Raw genomic sequence first — 19,257 nt, forward strand, 5'->3', positions numbered from 1 at the left:
TTGGCTGCTCCTGGCAGCCAACATCCCGGTGCCGCTACACCGGGGCGAAAACGCCGGCTGCCTTGAGCAGCCGACCTACCGGAGCGCGCCGGGGGACCGGTTCCAGCCCTGTTCGGTCGGGTAGGTTGGCGACTCCTGGCAGCCAACATTCCGGTGCCGCTACACCGGGGCGAAAACGCCGGCTGCCTTGAGCAGCCGACCTACCGGAGCGCGCCGGGGGACCGGTTCCGGCCCTGTTCGGTCGGGTAGGTTGGCTGCTCCTGGCAGCCAACATCCCGGTGCCGCTACACCGGGGCGAAAACGCCGGCTGCCATTGAGCAGCCGACCTACCGGAACGCGCCGCGGGACCGGTTCCGGCCCTGTTCGGTCGGGTAGGTTGGCTGCTCCTGGCAGCCAACATCCCGGTGCCGCTACACCGGGGCGAAAACGCCGGCTGCCTTGAGCAGCCGACCTACCGGAGCGCGCCGGGGGACCGGTTCCAGCCCTGTTCGGTCGGGTAGGTTGGCGACTCCTGGCAGCCAACATTCCGGTGCCGCTACACCGGGGCGAAAACGCCGGCTGCCTTGAGCAGCCGACCTACCGGAGCGCGCCGGGGGACCGGTTCCGGCCCTGTTCGGTCGGGTAGGTTGGCTGCTCCTGGCAGCCAACATTCCGGTGCCGTTAGACCGGGGGACAAACGTCGGCTGCCGGGAGCAGCCGACCTGCGCGTGGCTGGACCGTATGACACCCGGGCGCAACGCCGGCCGGGCTACCGCCGGCCGGTCTGGGCGTTGCCTTCGCCGCCTTCCGGCAGGGTGATGTTGAGCTCGAGGACGTCGCAGTTGCCCTCGTGCTCGACCTCCATGCGAACGGCGTCGTCGCTCACCTGCACATACTTGCGGATGACCGAGAGCAGTTCCTCCTGGAGCTTGGGCAGGTAATCCGGCCCGCCGCGCCCGGAGCGCTCGCGGGCAACGATGATCTGCAGCCGCTCCTTGGCCACGGAGGCCGAGCGGCGCTTCTCGGAGCGGAAATAGTCCAGGAAGCTCATTGCCTCAACCCCCGAAAATCCGTCCGAACAGACCCTTCTTCTCCGTGAGGAAGCGGTGTTCGCGTTCCTCGCCCAGGAAGCGTGCCACCGCATCGTCGTACGCCTGGCCAGCATCGGTGCGGTCCTCGAGGATGACCGGCACGCCCGCGTTGGAGGCGTTGAGCACGGCGGTGGACTCGGGGATGACGCCAAGCAGGTCGATCGCCAGGATCTCGCGCACGTCCTCGACGCTGAGCATCTCGCCCTTGCCGACCCTGGAGGGGGCATAACGGGTGATGAGCAGGTGCTCGCCCACCGGCTCCTTGCCCTGTTCCGCACGGCGGGTCTTGCTGGCAAGCAGCCCGAGCACCCGGTCGGAGTCGCGCACCGAGGAGACCTCGGGATTGGTCACCACCAGGGCCTCGTCGGCGAAGTACATCGCGAGGTTCGCCCCGCGCTCGATGCCCGCGGGCGAGTCGCAGACGATGTAGTCGAACTGCTCCGAGAGCGTGTCCAGCACCTGCTCCACGCCCTCCTGGGTCAGGGCGTCCTTGTCCCGCGTCTGGGAGGCGGGAAGGATGTAGAGATCCTCGACGCGCTTGTCGCGGATCAGTGCCTGGTTGAGGTTCGCCTCGCCGTTGATGACGTTGACGAAGTCATAGACCACGCGGCGCTCGCAGCCCATGATCAGGTCCAGATTGCGCAGGCCGACGTCGAAGTCGACGACCACGGTCTTGTAGCCGCGACGGGCGAGCCCCGCGGCGAAGGCGGCGCTGGTGGTGGTCTTGCCGACCCCGCCCTTGCCGGATGTCACGACGAGAATCTTCGCCACGCTGAAACCTCCTGAGTCCTTGTCCGAATCGCAGGGTGTCCTGCCCGTTACTGGGCGCCCGCCAGCGGCTCGATGTGCAGTGTCTCACCCGCCAGGCGGATCTGAACACTGTGGCCGCGGCTGGCCTCGTCAATGTCCTCGCTGACCCGGTAACACCCGGCGATCGCGATGAGCTCCGCGTTGAGCTGCTGGCAGAAGATCCGCGCGTCGGCGTCGCCCTGCACACCTGCCAGGGCCCGCCCGCGCAGATTCGAGTAGACGTGGATGTTGCCGTCCGCCAGCACCTCGGCGCCCGGGCTGACCGGCGCGAGCACGACGAGATCGCCGCCACGGGCGTAGATCTGCTGGCCGGAACGCACCGGCTGGGTCACGAGCCGCGCCGTCGCCGACGCCGGCTCCGGCCGGGCGGGCGCCGGGCCGGTGTCCACCTCGCGGGTACTGCCGCCGCCGGGCTGGCGCATCACGCCGAGGCCGGCGGCCTGGGCCGTATTCTCCACCCGAGGGTCACCGGCGGTCACCGCCACCGGGGCCAGCCCGCTCTGCCAGAGGTGATGGGCGAGCTCGCTCAGCCAGATGTCGTCGATGCCGCTGGCCGCCACCGGGGTGAGATCGAGGATGACCGGCATGCCGTCGAAGAAGGCCGGGGCCTCGGCGATGCGCGCCTCCAGGTCCGCAAGGAAGTGCTCCAGATCCGCGTCCAGCAGACGCAGGATGGTCAACGTCAGCATCCGGCCCTTGAGTTCGAATGCCGGCTCGCCCGCCGCGGTACTCGCCTGTGAGGTCATGCATCTCCCCGAGAGAACGTGTGCCCGACCCCGGAACGCCATGCGCCACGCCGTCCGACGCCCCGGGCGACAGGCCCGCCGGTGCCGCGGGGCGCGGCCCGGAAGCCGCTGCCGCCCGCTGACACCCCGGACCCGCGCCCGTTTCGGCGAGCCGCGGCCGCGCCATCGCGCGTGCCGGTCTCGTCCAGGGGCCGGACGGCGTGGCGCACCATGTCACGGGGACGCCTGCCGGTGTCTTATTGCCCGCCTTTATATCGTGCAGCCCCGGGGCGATCAATAGCCGCATCATCACGGCGCGACCGGCGTCGCCACAGGCCCTGCCGGCGGGACTGTCGCAGCCGCCCGACACCCGTCGACAGACGGTGGTCCAGGCCCGATGACGCACTCGGCCGCGTAACGTTTCCGGGCACGCTCACCACCGCCGCGGCACTATCGGGTGATACGGCGCTCCCCTACACTGGCCCGATGTCCGACGAGAAGAACAATCCGCCCCTGTCCCGCCGCCTCGCCCTGCTCACCCTGCTCTGGCTCACGGGACTCTACCTGCGCGTGCCCATCCTCGTGGCCCCGCCGCTTGCCCCGGTGATTGGCGACGATCTCGCGTTGAGCCAGACGGTGATCGGCGCGCTCACCACCCTGCCCGTGCTCATGCTCGCGGTCGGCGCCCTGCCCGGCGCGCTCGCCATTGCCCGGCTCGGCGCCCGACGGACCCTGGCCCTGGCACTCGTGCTGGTCGCGGCGAGCTCGGCCGCCCGCGGTCTGGCGCCGCCGCCGGCGGTGCTGCTTGCCGCCACGGCGATACTGGGGCTCGGTGTGGCGGCGATGCAGCCGGCCCTGCCGGCGCTGGTACCGCTGTGGTGCCCGGGTTTCGTCGCGCTCGGCTCCGCGGTGTACATGAACGGTATGCTCATGGGCGAGTTCGTCGGCGCCGGCCTGACGCTGCCGGTGATCATGCCGCTCACCGGCGGAAGCTGGCGGCTGACCCTGCTTACGTGGTCTCTACCGGCGCTCGCCGTCGGCGTGGTGGTCATGCTCTGCCGCAGCCGCGGCGAGGCCGGCCCGGCGGCACCGCACTGGCAGCCGGACTGGCACGACGGCACAGTCTGGCGCCTGGGGGCCCTGCTCGGCGCCGCGGCCACGGTGTTCTTCGGCACCAACGCGTACATGGGCAGCATCCTCGCCGACCGCGGCGCCATGGACGCCCTGCCGGCGACGCTGTTCACGTTCAACGTCTGCCAGGTCGCGGCCTCGGTGCTGATGATGGCGATGTCCGGCCGCTGGCTCGGTCGGCGTGGCCCGCTGGTGATCACCGGCCTGGCCTGCGTCGCGGGCCTGGCCCTGTTCACCCTCACCGGCGGGCTGGCGGCACTGGCGGGCGCGCTGGTGGTGGGCTTCGCCTCGGCGGTACAGCTGATCCTGCTGGTCTCCCTGCCGCCGTGGCTGACCGACTCCAGCGGGGCCGGACGGCTGTCCGCGGGGATGTTCACCCTGGGCTACGCCGTGGCATTCACGGTACCCCTGATCGGCGGAATGATCGCGGACGCCACGGGCACGCCGCCCCTGGCGCTCGCGCCGGTGACCGCCTATGCCCTGCTCGCAGCGCCACTGGCACTCGGCCTGGACCTGCGATCGCGCGACGCGCGGGGGACTGGGGACGGGGACGAACGATGACACGCCGCCCCCCGGACACGAGACGGACGGCGGTGCGATACTTGCGCGGCAGCACGGCCAGTCGCGCGGATGACGGCGGAACGCCATGACCGGCGCATGGTCTGTGGGTAAGAAGAGCGGGCACCGACGGGAAGAGCATGCTGGGCAAAACGCTGTACACGATCACCTTCGAGCCGGACGGCCCGGTCGTCACCCGGGGCACGCCGCCGCCGGGCTTCCTCTCGGGCTGCCGCGACATCGCCCGCCTCTACGGCGTACAGGCCGGCCAGGTCCGCTGCGTGCGCACCGCCGCCGGCCACCGCCTGCGCTTCTCCTCGAACGTCCCCGAGCGCTGCCGCCAGCCCCTGCGCAACGTCTGGGAACCGCCGCCCACCGGCGGCGGCAACGGCGGCACCCGCGCGAGGGGCTGACTCAGTCCGGTCGCAAGGCGCCCCGAACCGCCTCGACGTAACGCAGGAGATCTCCGAGGTGATTCGCCAGGATGTCCTCGACGATCGTCAGATCGACCTCCTGGTAACCGTGCACGAGCACGTTGTGGAACCCGGCCATCGCGTACAGGGACTCGGCCAGCTCGTCACCGAGCATACCGGCCCGTCTCAGCAGATCGAACAACGCTCGATTGGTGGCCGGCTCACCCAGCCTTCTGACCGAAACAATGTGTGAGGCCGCATCCAGTGACGCCTGAATCGCGATCTGCAGGGTGTGCTCGACGAACCGGGCCTCACGCGCATCGCTCCCTAGGTGCTCCGGCCGGGCCAGTTCACGGAGTTCGCAAACGCACGTTTCTATGAGCGCTAGTTTTTCTCGATCAGGGCCGAATCCGTCATGCCACACGCCCGCGACGGTATTCCCGGATATAGGGCAGGACGTCAAAATAGGCGTTTCTCGCCGCCACCTCGAAGGCGGCACGCAACTCCGGCGCCTCATCCATGACCAGGATCCCGTCACGCAGTATCCGGTGAACGAGATCCGGCGGCGCATCGCGGATGTCGACCAGGTCGACATCCCGTTCCAGCGCCCGCTCCAGAGCCCCGCGAATACGCTGCAGTGGCCCGAGCAGCCCGGCAGGGCGTGACTGATCCGGTTGCAGCAGCACGGCAACGTCGACGTCACTGCCCTCCCGCGGACACCCGCGTGCCCGGCTGCCGAACAGATAGACGCACGCTACCGGCGCCCCCGTCCGGGCAACCGCCTCGCGTATCGTCTCTTTCATTCGGGATTCCTCGTGACCCATGGCGTTTCGCCTGCCGCGGACCCTGCACCGCAGAATACCATCACGCGATCGCGGATCAGGACACCAGCGCCTGGTAGGTCAGCACGCGGAGCTGCTGACGCAGGGGATAGCTCCACGAGGGCATGAGCTGGGTGAGGAAGATCACCGCCATGTCCTCCCGCGGATCGACCCAGAAGGCCGTGCTCGCCACGCCGCCCCAGGCGAACTCCCCGGGGGAGCCCAGGATGCGGGCACGGACCGGGTCGAGGGTGACGGACACGCCCAGGCCGAAGCCGATGCCGTCGTAGCGGGTCTCGCTGAACACCGGCTGGCCCATGCTCGCCAGGTCCCCGGGGAGCTGGTTGGTGGTCATGAGCTCGACGGTCTTGCGCCCGAGAAGCCGTACGCCGTCGACCTCGCCGCCACCCAGCATCATCCGGCAGTAGCGCAGGTAGTCGGGGGCCGTGGAGATCAGCCCGCCGCCGCCGGAGTGCAGCGACACGGGGGCGCGGAAGGCGCTCGAGGCCGGCGCCTCGAGCAGCTCCAGGCCGCCGTCCGGCATCGGCATGTCGCCGCCGTCACCGGCGAGCAGCCCGTCGCTGCCCGGCGGGCCGTAGAGCGCGGCGAGGCGGTCGATGTCGCGGTCCGCCACCTCGAAGCCGGTGTCGTGCATGCCGAGCGGGGCGAGCACGTGGCGCTGAAGGAAGACGTCGAAACGCTCGCCACTCAGCACCTCCACCAGCCGGCCGAGGACGTCCGTCGCCACACTGTAGTGCCAGCGCGCGCCGGGATGGTCGATCAGCGGCTGGGCGGCCACCCGCTCGACCATCTCCGCGAGACCGCCCTCGCCGCGGACGAAATCGATGCCGGCATTGCGGTACATGCCGCTCACCGGGCTGTCGCCCATGAACCAGTAGGTGAGCCCGGCGGTATGGGTGAGCAGGTGATGAATGGTGATGGGCCCGTCGGCGGGCTTGAGCCGGGGCGCCTGGGCGCTGCCGCCCACCAGGACCTGCATGTCCTCGAACTCCGGGAGGTAACGGGCCACGGGGTCGTCGAGCTGGAAGGCTCCCGCCTCGTAGAGCATCATCAGCGCCACAGTGGTGAGCGGCTTGGTCATGGAGAACACGCGGAAGAGCGTGTCCCGCTGCACCGGAGCACCCGCCTCGATGTCCCGCTGACCCTCGCACTCGAAGAACGCGACCCGCCCATGCCGGGCGATGAGCACGCTCGCCCCGGGCAGGCGCTCACGCTCGACCTGCTCGCGCATCCAGCGCCGCACCCGGCCGAGCCGTTCGCGGCTCAGCCCCACCTGCTCCGGTGCCACCGGTGTCTCCATCATGACCAACTCCCTGCGTGATCCACTGCACCCCCGGGACGCACGGGCTTCGGTGCGCCCGAGCCACCGGCCGCGCCCGCGACGGCGGTTCCAGGTGTGCCGCACCCAATCGTGCCCATCCCCCGGCCACGACGTCCAGAGCGGGCCCATAGCCTCACCGCCCCCTCGCGTGGCGACAAAGGAGATACGAGGGCGACGCGGCACGCTCGCTCCGATCAGCGACGACCACCGCACCCCCCACTACCGGCCCAACACCGGTGAGCTCCGGTAGGTCGTGCACGGCCAAAGGCCGTGTGCGACATCCCCACCCGACGCCCCGGCAGAGACGTCGCACGCCTTCGGCGCACGACTTACGATTGCCACCCGGGGCATCACCCGCTCCCGGTACGGCAACGGCGCGCGCTGTCGCGTTACACTCGGGGCCGGATGCAGGCCCTGGGGGGATCGATCATCATGCTCAAGGGATTATGGCAACGCCTGCGCGGCGGGGACGGCGACGCCCCCGTGGCGGTGGGCGGCCGTGAGGAATACAACGGCTTCGAGATCGTGGCGATGCCGCGCAAGGACGGCAGCGCCTGGCGGGTTGCCGGGGAGATCCGCCGGCCCGGCGCCGGCGACGCACGACCGTACGTGTTCGTGCGCGCCGACAGCTACGGCGAGTACGAGGCGGCGGTCTCGGTGAGCCTCGCCAAGGGCCGCCGCCTGATCGACGAGAACGGCGAGTCGCTGTTCGACCCGCCGGCTACAGGCTGATGCCCAGCCCGGCGCTGCGCACGCGCTCCATCGCGTAACGGGCGATGGCGGTGTCCTGCACGCCCACACCGGTGAGGTCGCATACGGTGATGTCGTCGTCACCGGTGCGCCCACGGGCCCGGCCGTTGACCAGCGAACCCAGCTCGGTGACCGGCTCGGAGGCGGCGATCACCCCGGCGCGCTGGGCGTGGCGCAGCTCGCCGCGGGCCTCGCACTGGGCCTTGAGATCACACACGAGCACGTCCGCCGCACCGAGCACGGCCGGTGCGAGCTCGTTCTTGTGGGCGGCGTCAGAGCCCATTGCCGTGACGTGCACGCCGGGATGCAACCACTCCGCGCGGATCACGGGCTCGGTGGCCGGCGTAGTGGTGACGACGACGTCCGAGGCCTGCACCAGCGAGGCGGCGTCGCCGGCAACGCTCACGGGCACGTCCAGCTCGCTGCTCATCTGCTCGGCATAGGCCTCGGCGGCATCCATGTCCCGGCCGAAAACCAGCACCCGGCGGAAATCACGCACCAGCGCAAGGGCGCTGAGCTGCCAGCGGGCCTGGCTGCCGGTGCCCACGACACCGACCGTATCGACCGCCTCCCGGGCCAGGTACTTCGCCGCCAGGGCCCCGGCCAGGGCGGTGCGAACCGTGGTGAGGTAGCCGTCGTCGAGGAGCAGCGCCCTCGGCCGGCCGGTGTCCGCGTCCAGCAGCGCCATCAGCCCGCTGCCGCTCGGCAGGCCGCGCTCGGGATTGTCGAAAAAGCGGGTGGAGAGCTTCACCGCGAAGCTGTCCCAGCCGGAGACATAGGCGGCCTTCACATCCGCGGCACCGTTCTTCTCCGGGATCTCCAGCCCCATGATCGGGGGGATGGTGACCTCGCCCCGGCCCAGACGGGCGAAACCGTCCTCCACCACCGCGAGGGCGTCGGCGTCCACGCCGACACAGCGGGTCAGCTCGTCTCTCGTAACCACCGTCGTCATGGCGTGACTCCTCTCATGGACCCATTCGGGGATATTCTCGTTTGCCATAGCGCCGGAGCGGTTTCAGGAACAGCGCCAGTCCGCCGGCCGGTCCTGTCCCGGCGGGGGCAATGGCGCCGCCGGCCTGCTCCGGCACACAGGCCGGCGGACGCGCGGGGCGATGCCCCGGGAAGATCAGGATCCGGCGAGCTGCTGGTACAGCGCCGCCAGTGACGGCGATGGCGGCGCGTCCAGCTCGCGCTCGAAGCAGCGCTCGAGCTCGCGCCACGTCCGCTGCACCGCCGCGGTATTGCCCTGGGCCGCCTCGCTGCGCATGGCGCCGGACCACAGCAGCTCGCTCAGGGGCACATGGACGAGGGCCGCGCGGTAATGGGCAGCGGCCTCGGCGGCGCTTCGCGCCTCCAGCAGCTCGCCCAGACGCACCGCGAGGCGCTCGTAGCTGCGCTCCAGCGCCGTCTCCCACACCTCCACCTCCATCGGGTCCACGCCCGGCAGGGTCGGGCTGCCGCTGTAGAGCGCCAGTGCGTCGGCAAGCCGCCGCTCCTCGTCGCCCGCTTCCGCCGCCTCGGCCTGGAAGGCCCAGGCGTCGACCCAGACACGGTCGCCATCCAGGCGAACGCGTCCACCCTCGCTGACCACCGCCTCCGAATCGTCGAGGATACGGTCGCGCAGGCGGTGCACCGTGACGTAAAGACTGTTCAGCGCCTTCTCACGACCGCTCTCCGGCCATAGCGCCTCGGCGAGGCGTTCCTGCGACAGGCCCCGGGGGCCGGCAAAGACCAGCCAGGCGAGCAGCGCCCTGGGCAGCGGCCGGCCGCGCCCGCTCTCACCCCGGGTCTCACCGTCGACGCTCACCCGGAAACCGTCGAAGACCACGATGCGGCAGCGCCACGGCCAGTGCCGGCGCAACGCGCCGTCCGCCGGCGGCGCCAGCGAACGGGTGCGAATCAGCCAGCGCGCATAATCCGGCGCGACGTCATTGGCCAGCGCGAGGGCGCAGAGGTAGGAAAGCTCGTCGGCGCGCACCATCAGCGGGAAGAACATGCGCTGGCGCTCGCCGGCGGCGAACGCCCGCCGCAGGTACGGCAGGGCCCGCTCCGGGTGCCGTGTGTACAGCGGGATGCGCGCCAGCGCGAGGTACATGAACACCTCGAGGAAATCGCTGGGGAATCCCTGCGAGTGCCGCCGTGCCGCGGCGGCCATACGCACCGCGGCGCGCACGTCGCCGGCTTCCGCAAGCATCGCCGCGTGCAGCCCACGGAAGCCCGAGGAGATCACCACGGAGCCGTGGCGCTCGCCGACGGTGATGCTCTCGCCGGCGTGGGCGCAGGCCTCGTGCACATCCCCGCGAAGCCATGCCTGGCCGGAGAGGAAATGGGCCTGGAAGGTGTCGTAGAACGGCCGCGCCGCCTTGCAGTCGGTGCGCATGAACCAGGCCATCCAGTCCGCCAGGGCCTCCGCGTCATCGAAGCACAGGGCGGCGTGCAACGGCGGCACGGCGCAATCCCAGGTGCCGATGCCGTACTCGCGGATCAGCGCCCGGCCCTCCTCCGCCTCGGCGAGGCAGCGCTCGCGATCGCCGTCGAAAAGCAGCGCACACAGCGCCGTGAAGGTCTTCCACAGACAGCGCGCGAGCGGCGAGGCCCGCTCGACCGCGTCCTGCTGCACGTCCATCACCGCCATGACCCGGTTCGCGCCGGCGCGACGGCCGAACTGCCAGGTATTGAGATAGAGGAGCTGGCAGGCGAGCATCACCCGCTCGTTATCCGGCATGGGGCCGGACAGCGCACTCAGCGCCTCGCGCTCCCAGCGCTCCAGCGACGGGTCGAGCGGCCGCCCGTAGCACAGGGCGGCGACCATGCCGCGGAGCACCGTCAGCCACAGTGGCCGGGGCAGGTGCTCGCGGAAATCCGCCTCGAAGCGCAGGAACTCGTCGATCCAGTACTCGTACTTGGAGACGTGCGCCCATTCCAGCCAGATGCTGTCGACGATGCCGCTCCAGGCGATGGCCATGTGGGCATAGTCCCGCGCCTCGCTCACCGCCTCCCAGGCCTCGGCGAGTAGCCCGCGGGCCATCGCCGTATCCTGCAGCAGCAGGCACATCCCCTCCCAGAGGGTGAGGATGGGATCGGCGCGGCGGCGCTGCTCCGGCAAGGCCTGCAGCCATCCGAACAGGGTGTCCCCGCGGCCGCTCTGGAGCATCGCGCCGGCAACGCTCTTGACCCCGTTCGCGAGCGCCTCGTCGTCGCCGGCCGCGAGGAACAGCCGCGCCGCCTCGCTCCAATGGCCGCGCTGCCAGAGCACACGTCCCCACCGCGCATTGGCCTCGGCCAGCGCCGCGTCGCCGCAGCGCTGCTCCCCCTCGCGGCGGAGAAAGTCCCGGAACAGGTCGTGGAAGCGGCACAGGCTGCCACCGGCGTCGTCCGCCTCGGTGAATATGAAGGCATGCTCGCGCTGCAGCCGCGCCAGCCGCTCGGCGGCGTCGGCGACACCGGTGGCCTCCGCGGCGGCGTCCACCGGGAAGTACGCCGGCAGCGCACAGGCCCGCAGCAGGAGCTGGTCGTCCGGGTCCAGCGGGGCGAGGATCTCGTGGCCGAACCAGTCCGCCAGCGGCCGCCGGGCGTCGCGCTGGTCCGGCAGCGCGCCGGTACGGCGGTAGTGCTCGAGCAGCAGCATCACGCCCACCGGCCAGCCGCGGGTGGAGTCCAGCAGCTGCTCACCCACCGTTCCGCCCATGCCCTCGCTGTCCAGCAGGGTCTCGGTCTCGCACCGGTCGAAGGCGAGCATGCTCTCATCGATGACCCGCAGCTGCCCGCGCCCGCGCAGCGGCGCCCATGCCGGTGGCGGCTCGTGCCGGCTGGCGATGACGAGGCGGAGCCGCCCGTCGAGGGCTTCGGTGAGGATCGCGAGCACGGCGTGGATCGGGTGCTCGGCGTCGAGCCGGTGCAGGTCGTCGAGGAACAGCAGGGTCTGCGCGGGGAGATGACGGACGAGCTCTTCGGCGAAGCGGCGCGTGAACACCTCCGGGCTCGCCGAGTACTCCGGGTTGAGCACCGGCAGCGCCTCCGCGGCCTCGCCGAGCACGGAAACGGCCTGCTCGCGCAGACGGAAGAACAGTTCACCGGCGGTCAGCCCCGCGTCGCCAACCGCGAGGTGCAGCAACGCCGCCCCGCGCGCCTGTGCGTAGGAAACCGCCAGCGTCGTCTTGCCATAGCCGCCCGCTGCCACAAGCCAGGGAACCCGGCCCGCCGGACAGTCGTCCAGCGCCGTAAACAGCCGAGGCCGGGCGATCGCATTGTTCATTGTTGAGTTGTCCCCCCTCAGGTTCGCGTCGCCTGCGTCATCCGTGATTTTTCAGTTTAGTGCCTGTCAGCCCGGATACGAAATGCCCTGCAACGGATACCATACGCTTTCGCGCATCGTCGCATCGATTCGCACCACCCCACCGGCGGCACACGCAGCCGCCCCGGGGCGGCGCGGTGGCGTTCGACAGCATGGCATCAGTATGCTGTCGCATCGTCCGGATAAGGAGTAACGGCAAAGTGGTCGACCAGGGGGAGAGGCAGGCGGTCTGGCGCGTGGCCATGCCGGCGCTGTTCGTCGTGCTCTGGAGCACGGGTTTCATCGGTGCCCGCCTGGGGCTGCCGCACGCGGAGCCGTTCACCTTCCTGACCACACGCATGCTCGCCGCCAGCGTGCTGCTCGCCGCCGTCGCGGTGATCACCCGCGCCCCCTGGCCGGACACGGCACGCGGCACCGGCCACATCGTGGTCGCCGGGCTGCTCGTCCACGGCGGCTATCTCGGCGGCGTTTTCTGGGCCATCGGCCACGGCCTGGCCGCCGGGGTGACCGCGATCATCGTCTCGCTGCAGCCCGTGCTCACGGCGGCCCTCGCCGGCCTGGTGCTGGGCGAGCGGGTCACCGCCCGGCAATGGGCCGGCCTGCTCCTGGGCCTGGCCGGGGTGGTACTGGTGGTGTCCAGCCGCATCGAGGGGGCGACGGCCTCGGCGGTCAGCCTGGGCGGCGCGGTACTGGCACTGCTGTCGATCACCTTCGGCACGCTCTACCAGAAGCGTTTCTGCCCGGCCACGGACCTGCGCACCGGCGGGGCGATTCAGTTCGGCGCCTGCGCGGTGGCCCTGTTCCTGCCGGCGCTGGCCCTGGAGACCCGCGCCATCGACTGGACCGGCGAGTTCGTCTTCGCCCTGGCCTGGCTGGTGCTGGTGCTCTCGGTGGGCGCGGTGGGGCTGCTGTTCGCGCTGATCCGTCATGGCGCCGCGGCGAAGGTGGCCAGCCTGTTCTACCTCGCCCCGCCGTTCACCGTGATCCTCGGCTACCTGCTCTTCGACGAGCGCCTGGCCCCGCGGGCCATCGCCGGGCTCGCGGTGGTGATGGCCGGCGTGGCACTCGTGAACACCGGTGGTCGCCGGCTCAGCCGCCGCCGAGGAGCCAGCGCGAAAGAATCCCGGTGAGGTAGGCGAGTACGGCGGCACTCCCCCCCGTCGCCAGCGTGAGCAGGGCGGCACGCAGTACGGGGCGGCCGAGCACGAGGCTCTTGACCATACCGATGGCGAAGAACGTCGCCGCGGCGATCACGGCGCTGGCGGCGAAACGGGCGATCTCGCCCCCGGGTAAAAGCAGCGGCAGGAGGGGCAGCGCGCCCACGAGCACGAACGCGGTAAATGTCGCCGCGGCGGCCCGGCCCGGGTGCGGCTGGGCCGCAGCGAGGCCGTGCTCCTCGGTAATCATCGTCTCCACCCAGCGGCCGCGGTCGGCACAGATGGTTTCGACGATGTCGGCCAGGGTCTCGCCACGAAACCCCTTGGCGGCGAAGATCTGGCGAACCTCTTCGCGCTCCCCCTCCGGAACCCGGGCGATGTGATCGAGCTCCTCCCGCCGGGTGGCCGCCACCACCTCGCGCTGGGCGCGGATGGACTCGTAACGGCTGACCGCCATGCTGAAGCCATCCGCCACCAGGTTGGCGAATCCCAGCACCAACGCCACCAGGGGCGTGAATCCGCCACCGAGGGCGCCGCAGACCACGGCGAACGTCGTGATGCAGCCGTCTATCCCGCCGAGCACGGCGTCCGAGACGTGTTCCTGACGCCGCGCACCGGCAAGCCGCCGCGCGATCGCCTCCGGATCATGGGCACGACGCAGCACGTCCGTACGATCGCCGTCGCGCATGGCCCTGGCCTCCCGTGATACTGCGCACCACCACAGATAATGCCACGCCGCGGTCCCGGATCCGTGTGCCACTGGAAAACGGGCGTCGCCGCCACCACTGTCCCCTGTCATCGGGGCGGCCGGTCTCCGCCCCACGGAACACCCATTTCGCAAAGGAACGCACACAGCCATGGCACACAAGGCGAAGCTCGCGATCATCGGCGCCGGTACGGCGGGGCTGACGGCCCTCAAGGAGGCCCGCCGGCACACCGACGACGTCATACTCATCAACAACGGCCCCTACGGCACCACCTGCGCGCGGGTCGGCTGCATGCCCTCCAAGGCCCTGCTGGCCGCGGCCCACGGCTACCACCGCCGCGGCTTCCTGGCGGAGGCGGGGATCCGCGGCACGGAGGGGCTCAGTGCCGACATCCCCTCGCTGATGGAGCATGTGCGCGAGCTGCGGGACCGTTTCGTCGCCGGCCCGACCCGGCTGGCACGTTCGCTCGGCGAGCGCAGCCTCCGTGGCCGGCCGCGGTTCCTGGACGCCAACACCCTGGCCGTCGGCGACGAGCGCGTGGAGGCGGACGCCATCGTGATCGCCACGGGCAGCCGCCCCGTGATGCCGGCACCCTGGCGCGACCTCGGCCACCGGGTGCTCACCACGGACGACTTCTTCGAGCAGCCGGACCTCGGCCACCGCGTCGCGGTGGTGGGACTCGGCGCCATCGGCGCGGAGCTCGGCCAGGGCCTCGGCCAGCTCGGCCTGGAGGTCCACGGCTATACCCGCTCGGTGTTCGTCGGCGGTCTCTCGGACCCGGCCGTCAACGAGGCCCTGATCGCGGGGCTGGAGCGCTCGATGTCCGTCACCACGGGTGCGGACGTCGCCCTCGAGGCGGGGGACGGGGACACCGTGCGCGTGCTCGCCAACGGCGACAGCCGCGAGGTGGACTGGGTGCTCGCCGCCCTCGGCCGCCGGCCCAACATCGACGGCCTCGGGCTGGAGGCGTTGGACGTGCCCCTCGACGACCACGGGATGCCGCAGTTCGATCCCCTGACCCTCCGCCTCGGCGAACTGCCGGTCTACATCGCCGGCGACGTCAACGCCGCCCAGCCGCTCATGCACGAGGCCGCGGACGAGGGCCGCATCGCCGCCTATCACGCCCTCAACCCCGATGCCGGGTGCGTCGGCCGGCGCACGCCGCTGGCGATCGTGTTCAGCGAGCCCCAGGCCGCACGGGTCGGCCTCGGCTATGCCCAGCTCCCCGCCGAGCGGTTCGTCACCGGCGACGCCGACTTCTCCGGCCAGGGCCGCGCCGTGATGATGGGGCGCAACGCCGGTCGCCTGCGCGTCTACGCCGACCGCCACGACGGCCGTCTGCTCGGCGCAGAGATGGCGATCCCGGACGGCGAGCACGTCGCCCATCTGCTCGCCTGGGCGGTGGAACAGCGCCTGAGCGTGGACGATGCCCTGCAGATGCCCTTCTACCACCCGGTGATCGAGGAAGGCGTACGCAGTGCCCTGCACGCCGCCCGGCGCAGCGTCGAGACCGCACGTCCGGCCCTGGAGCTGCCCCTGTGCGACACCCCGGCGGCGTGGGCGCTCGGCGGCGAGGATCCCGCCTGACGGCGGGCGCGTTGACGCACTGCAGCGCCGTCAGCGTATCCTTGTGACCAGCCGCGCGGCGCCGTCGCGCGCCCTGATCACGTTCCCGAGGAGTGGGGAATGAAACGTCGCCTTGCACTGCTCGCCGCGCTCGTCGTCATCGCCGGCGCGGCCGGCGCCGCCTACTACTATTTCTGGCTCCGCCCGACCCCCCTTCCGGCCGGAATCGCCGCGGCCAACGGCCGCGTCGAGGCGGAACGGGTGGACATCGCCACGAAGTACGCCGGCCGGCTGGCGGCGATCACCGTGGAGGAAGGCGACTGGGTCGATGCCGGCGAGGTCGTTGCACGGCTGGATACCGAGGAGCTGGACGCCCAGATCCGCCAGGCCGAGGCCAACGTCAACCAGGCCAGGCAGCAGCTCGCCGAGGCCCGGGCCAACCGGGCCGCGAAGCAGACCGAGCTCACCCTCGCGCAGCGCGAGCTCGAACGCACGCAGACCCTCTACGAGCGCGGCCACGTCTCGGAGGACCTGCTCGACCAGCGCACCGCCGCCCGTGACAACGCCCGCGCGGCGGTCGCGGCCGCCCGGGCCGCCATCGACACCCGGCAGGGCGGCGTGGACGCCGCCCAGGCACAGCTGGAGCGTCTCCAGGCCCAGCGCCGCGACTACACCCTCAAGGCCCCGGTGGCCGGCCGCATCCAGTACCGCCTGGCCCAGCCCGGCGAGGTACTGGCCTCCGGCGGGCGGGTGCTCACGCTGCTCAACCTCCAGGACGTCTACATGACGATCTTCCTGCCCACCCGCCAGGCGGGCCGCCTGGCCCTGGGGGGCGAGGCACGGATCATCCTGGACGCCGCCGAGGAATACGTGATCCCGGCGCGGGTGAGCTTCGTCGCCTCGGACGCCCAGTTCACCCCCAAGCACGTCGAGACCGACGCGCAGCGTGCCCGGCTGATGTTCCGGGTCAAGCTGCGGGTGCCGGAGGACGTGCTCACCGAGTACGCCGACCTGGTCAAGACGGGCCTGCCCGGCATGGGCTACGTGCGCCTGGGCCGCGAGACGCCGTGGCCCGAGTGGCTGACGACACGGCTGCCCGAGCCGGCCCCGGAGCAGTGACCGTGGCCGACCGGGGCGTGCCACGCGATCCCGTCGCGGACCGGCGGACGCCGCCCCGCCACCCCCGGGGGTACCGGCGATGAACGTCGCGAGCCTGCACGGCATCACCCACCACTACGGCGATACCACCGCGCTGGAGGCCGTGGACCTGGACGTCCCCGCCGGCGGGCTGGTGGGCCTGATCGGACCGGACGGGGTGGGCAAGTCCACCCTGCTCGGCCTGCTCGCCGGCGTGCGCCGGCTGCAGGCCGGCACGCTCCATGCGCTGGACGGGGACATGGCGAGCGCGGCCCACCGCCGGGCGGTGTGCGAGCGCATCGCCTACATGCCCCAGGGGCTCGGTGGCAACCTCTACCCCACCCTGAGCGTGGCGGAGAACGTGGACTTCTTCGGCCGGCTGTTCGCCCAGCCCCCGGCGGAACGGCGCGCCCGCGCCCAACGGCTGCTGGACGCCACCGGACTGCTGCCCTTCGCCGACCGCCCGGCCGGCAAGCTCTCCGGCGGCATGAAGCAGAAGCTCGGGCTGTGCTGCGCACTCATCCACGACCCGGACCTGCTCATCCTCGATGAGCCCACCACCGGCGTCGACCCGCTCTCGCGCCGCCAGTTCTGGGCCCTGCTTGATGGCATCCGCGAACGCCGCCCGGGCATGAGCGTGGTGGTGGCGACCGCCTACATGGAGGAGGCCGAGCGCTTCGACCACCTCGTGGCCATGCACGGCGGCCGGGTCCTTGCCACCGGCACGCCGGCGGCGCTGCGCGGACACACGGGCACGCAGGACCTGGAGTCCGCCTTCGTCGCGCTGATGCCGGACGCCGCCGACGGCGAGACCGCCGGCGTCACCGTCCCGCCGCCCCCGGCGGACGACACGCCGGTGGTCATCGAGGCCGAGCACCTCACCCGCCGGTTCGGCAGCTTCACCGCCGTGGACGATGTGAGCTTCCGCATCCGCCGCGGCGAGATCTTCGGCTTCCTCGGCTCCAACGGCTGTGGCAAGACCACCACCATGAAGATGCTCACCGGGCTGCTGCCGGCGAGCGCGGGTGAGGCGCGGGTCCTGGGCGAGCCCGTGGGCACGGGGCTGCGCGCCCGCGAGCGCGTGGGCTACATGTCCCAGTCGTTCTCGCTCTACGAGGAGCTCACCGTGCGCCAGAACCTGGCGCTGCACGCGCGGCTGTTCCACCTGCCGGCCGCCGCCGTCGGCGAGCGGGTCGCGGAGAGCCTGCGCCGGTTCCGCCTGGAGAACGTCGCGGACACCCTGCCCGGCGCCCTGCCCCTGGGGGTGCGCCAGCGCCTGTCGCTGGCGGTGGCACTCATCCACGGCCCGGAGCTGCTGATCCTCGACGAGCCCACCTCCGGTGTCGACCCGGTCGCCCGCGACGCCTTCTGGCGCGAGCTCATCCGGCTCGCCCGCGAGGACGGCGTGACGATCTTCCTGTCCACCCACTTCATGAACGAGGCGGCACGGTGCGACCGCATCTCGCTGATGCACGCCGGCCGCGTGCTCGCCGTGGACACGCCGCAGCGCCTGCGCGAAACCCACAACGCCGACGACCTCGAGACGGCATTCATCGCCTATCTCGAAGAGGCCGAACCACCGGGGGAACAGCCGGACGCCGGCGAGGCCGCCGCACCGGCCGCCAGGCGCAGCCACACGAGGCTGCCCGCCGGGCTCCGCCGGCTCGCCGCCTTCACCTGGCGCGAGGCACTGGAGCTGCGGCGCGACCCGATACGGCTGGCCTTCGCGCTGTTCGGCCCGCTGCTGCTGATGATCGCCTTCGGCTACGGCATCTCCTTCGACGTGGACAACATGCCCTTCGCCGTGCTCGACCACGACCGCTCCACCGAGAGCCGGCAACTGCTGGAGCACTTCCGGGGCTCGCGCTACTTCGAGGAGCGCGCCCCGATCGCCGACGACGCGGACATGGAGCGGCGGCTCGCCAGCGGGGAGCTGCTGGTCGCGCTGGTAATCCCGCCGGAGTACGGCCACGACCTGCTGGCCGGCAATCGCCCGGAGCTGGGCATCTGGATCGACGGGGCCATGCCGTTCCGCGCCGAGACCACCCGCGGCTACGTCAGCGGCGTACTCCAGGAGTACGTCGAGGACCTCTACCGGGCGCATCCGGAGGCCCTGGCCGCCGCCTCGCCGGCGACGACGATCACCCGGCTGCGCTACAACCAGGCCTTCGAGAGCGCCAACGCGATCACCCCCGGCGTGATCATGCTGCTGCTCATGATCGTACCCGCGATGCTCACCGCCGTGGGCGTGGTCCGGGAGAAGGAGATGGGCTCGATCACCAACGTCTACGCCACGCCGACCCGGCGGCCCGAATTCCTGATCGGCAAACAGCTGCCCTACGTTGCGGTGGCACTGATGAGCTTTGTCACCCTGGTGGCACTGGCGCTCACACTCTTCGGTGTGCCGTTCACGGGCAGCCCGCTGGCGCTGATTCTCGGTGCCGTGCTGTACGTGTTCGCCAGCACCGGGCTGGGGCTGCTGATATCGAGCTTCGTGCGCAGCCAGGTGGCCGCGCTGTTCGCCGCGGCGATCATCACCGTGATTCCCTCGATCAACTTCTCCGGGTTCATGTCCCCGGTATCCGGGCTTGACGCGGCGCCCCACACCATCGGCGTGTCGTTCCCGGCATCCTGGTTCCAGACCATCAGCGTGGGTACCTTCGCCAAGGGCCTCGGGGCCGGCGCCATGCTCCCGGAGTATCTCGCCCTGGCGGCCTTCGCGAGCGGCTTCATGCTGGTGGCGACGGCACTGCTGCCGAAGCAGGAGCGCTGAGGC

Annotated in this window: 16 protein-coding genes; 7 read left to right on the top strand and 9 right to left on the bottom strand. The window is 71.3% G+C overall.

The window, feature by feature from the left end:
* Positions 1–748: 748 nt before the first annotated feature.
* The 3 genes from minE to minC are packed head-to-tail and all read right to left on the bottom strand — an operon-like array spanning position 749 to position 2,626.
* Positions 749–1,030 carry a cell division topological specificity factor MinE gene (minE, locus tag C516_RS0110985; protein ID WP_018718440.1) on the bottom strand — a complete coding sequence of 94 codons (282 nt, stop codon included), beginning with the start codon at positions 1,028–1,030 and terminating at the stop codon, positions 749–751.
* Positions 1,031–1,034: 4 nt separating this feature from the next.
* Complete coding sequence (gene minD, locus C516_RS0110990; RefSeq protein WP_018718441.1) at positions 1,035–1,841, bottom strand: septum site-determining protein MinD; 807 nt, start codon at positions 1,839–1,841, stop codon at positions 1,035–1,037.
* Between the two features lie 47 nt (positions 1,842–1,888).
* Entirely contained in the window at positions 1,889–2,626 is a 738-nt protein-coding gene (gene minC, locus C516_RS0110995; RefSeq protein ID WP_018718442.1) for a septum site-determining protein MinC, read from the bottom strand.
* Positions 2,627–3,091: 465 nt separating this feature from the next.
* Here minC and C516_RS0111000 point away from each other — a divergent pair, with 465 nt between their 5' ends.
* Together C516_RS0111000 and C516_RS0111005 are read left to right on the top strand one after the other, a co-directional pair.
* Positions 3,092–4,297, top strand: coding sequence for an MFS transporter (locus C516_RS0111000; protein WP_018718443.1), 1,206 nt, complete (start codon positions 3,092–3,094; stop codon positions 4,295–4,297).
* Between the two features lie 137 nt (positions 4,298–4,434).
* Positions 4,435–4,707 (top strand): DUF3634 family protein, encoded by a 273-nt coding sequence (locus C516_RS0111005; protein ID WP_018718444.1) that lies wholly within the window; start codon positions 4,435–4,437, stop codon positions 4,705–4,707.
* Between the two features lies 1 nt (position 4,708).
* On the opposite strand, the gene hepT is transcribed toward C516_RS0111005, so the two are convergent.
* The 3 genes from hepT to C516_RS0111020 all read right to left on the bottom strand — a co-directional run bounded on the left by hepT (position 4,709) and on the right by C516_RS0111020 (position 6,852).
* Positions 4,709–5,224 carry a type VII toxin-antitoxin system HepT family RNase toxin gene (gene hepT / locus C516_RS0111010; RefSeq protein WP_084594180.1) on the bottom strand — a complete coding sequence of 172 codons (516 nt, stop codon included), beginning with the start codon at positions 5,222–5,224 and terminating at the stop codon, positions 4,709–4,711.
* On the bottom strand, positions 5,121–5,510 hold the full coding sequence (mntA, locus tag C516_RS0111015; RefSeq protein WP_018718446.1) for a type VII toxin-antitoxin system MntA family adenylyltransferase antitoxin: 390 nt from the start codon (positions 5,508–5,510) through the stop codon (positions 5,121–5,123). Before mntA ends, hepT begins: the two co-directional genes overlap by 104 nt.
* 76 nt (positions 5,511–5,586) lie before the next feature.
* On the bottom strand, positions 5,587–6,852 hold the full coding sequence (locus C516_RS0111020; RefSeq protein WP_018718447.1) for a serine hydrolase domain-containing protein: 1,266 nt from the start codon (positions 6,850–6,852) through the stop codon (positions 5,587–5,589).
* A gap of 450 nt (positions 6,853–7,302) precedes the next feature.
* Between C516_RS0111020 and C516_RS19335 the strand changes: the two genes are divergently transcribed.
* On the top strand, positions 7,303–7,602 hold the full coding sequence (locus tag C516_RS19335; RefSeq protein ID WP_163143881.1) for an HlyU family transcriptional regulator: 300 nt from the start codon (positions 7,303–7,305) through the stop codon (positions 7,600–7,602).
* On the opposite strand, the gene C516_RS0111030 is transcribed toward C516_RS19335, so the two are convergent.
* Entirely contained in the window at positions 7,592–8,572 is a 981-nt protein-coding gene (locus tag C516_RS0111030) for a cyclodeaminase (RefSeq protein ID WP_018718449.1), read from the bottom strand. The genes C516_RS19335 and C516_RS0111030 overlap by 11 nt on opposite strands.
* 174 nt (positions 8,573–8,746) lie before the next feature.
* Complete coding sequence (locus C516_RS0111035) at positions 8,747–11,875, bottom strand: AfsR/SARP family transcriptional regulator (RefSeq protein WP_018718450.1); 3,129 nt, start codon at positions 11,873–11,875, stop codon at positions 8,747–8,749.
* A 239-nt stretch (positions 11,876–12,114) separates the two neighbouring features.
* On the opposite strand from C516_RS0111035, the gene C516_RS19340 reads away from it, so the two are divergent.
* Positions 12,115–13,044, top strand: coding sequence for a DMT family transporter (locus C516_RS19340; RefSeq protein ID WP_018718451.1), 930 nt, complete (start codon positions 12,115–12,117; stop codon positions 13,042–13,044).
* On the opposite strand, the gene C516_RS0111045 is transcribed toward C516_RS19340, so the two are convergent.
* Positions 13,004–13,759: a VIT1/CCC1 transporter family protein gene (locus tag C516_RS0111045; protein WP_018718452.1), complete on the bottom strand. Its 756-nt coding sequence runs from the start codon at positions 13,757–13,759 to the stop codon at positions 13,004–13,006. The two genes, C516_RS19340 and C516_RS0111045, sit on opposite strands and share 41 nt — an antisense overlap.
* Before the next feature lie 169 nt (positions 13,760–13,928).
* On the opposite strand from C516_RS0111045, the gene C516_RS0111050 reads away from it, so the two are divergent.
* The 3 genes from C516_RS0111050 (at position 13,929) to rbbA (ending at position 19,254) form a co-directional block, all read left to right on the top strand.
* The gene (locus C516_RS0111050; protein WP_018718453.1) at positions 13,929–15,365 is read left to right on the top strand and encodes a dihydrolipoyl dehydrogenase; all 1,437 of its coding nucleotides are present in this window, start codon (positions 13,929–13,931) and stop codon (positions 15,363–15,365) included.
* Positions 15,366–15,464: 99 nt separating this feature from the next.
* Positions 15,465–16,463 carry an HlyD family secretion protein gene (locus C516_RS0111055; RefSeq protein WP_018718454.1) on the top strand — a complete coding sequence of 333 codons (999 nt, stop codon included), beginning with the start codon at positions 15,465–15,467 and terminating at the stop codon, positions 16,461–16,463.
* A gap of 79 nt (positions 16,464–16,542) precedes the next feature.
* On the top strand, positions 16,543–19,254 hold the full coding sequence (gene rbbA, locus C516_RS0111060) for a ribosome-associated ATPase/putative transporter RbbA (RefSeq protein WP_018718455.1): 2,712 nt from the start codon (positions 16,543–16,545) through the stop codon (positions 19,252–19,254).
* Positions 19,255–19,257 lie beyond the last annotated feature (3 nt).

The sequence above is a fragment of the Arhodomonas aquaeolei DSM 8974 genome, assembly GCF_000374645.1.
Classification (GTDB): domain Bacteria; phylum Pseudomonadota; class Gammaproteobacteria; order Nitrococcales; family Nitrococcaceae; genus Arhodomonas; species Arhodomonas aquaeolei.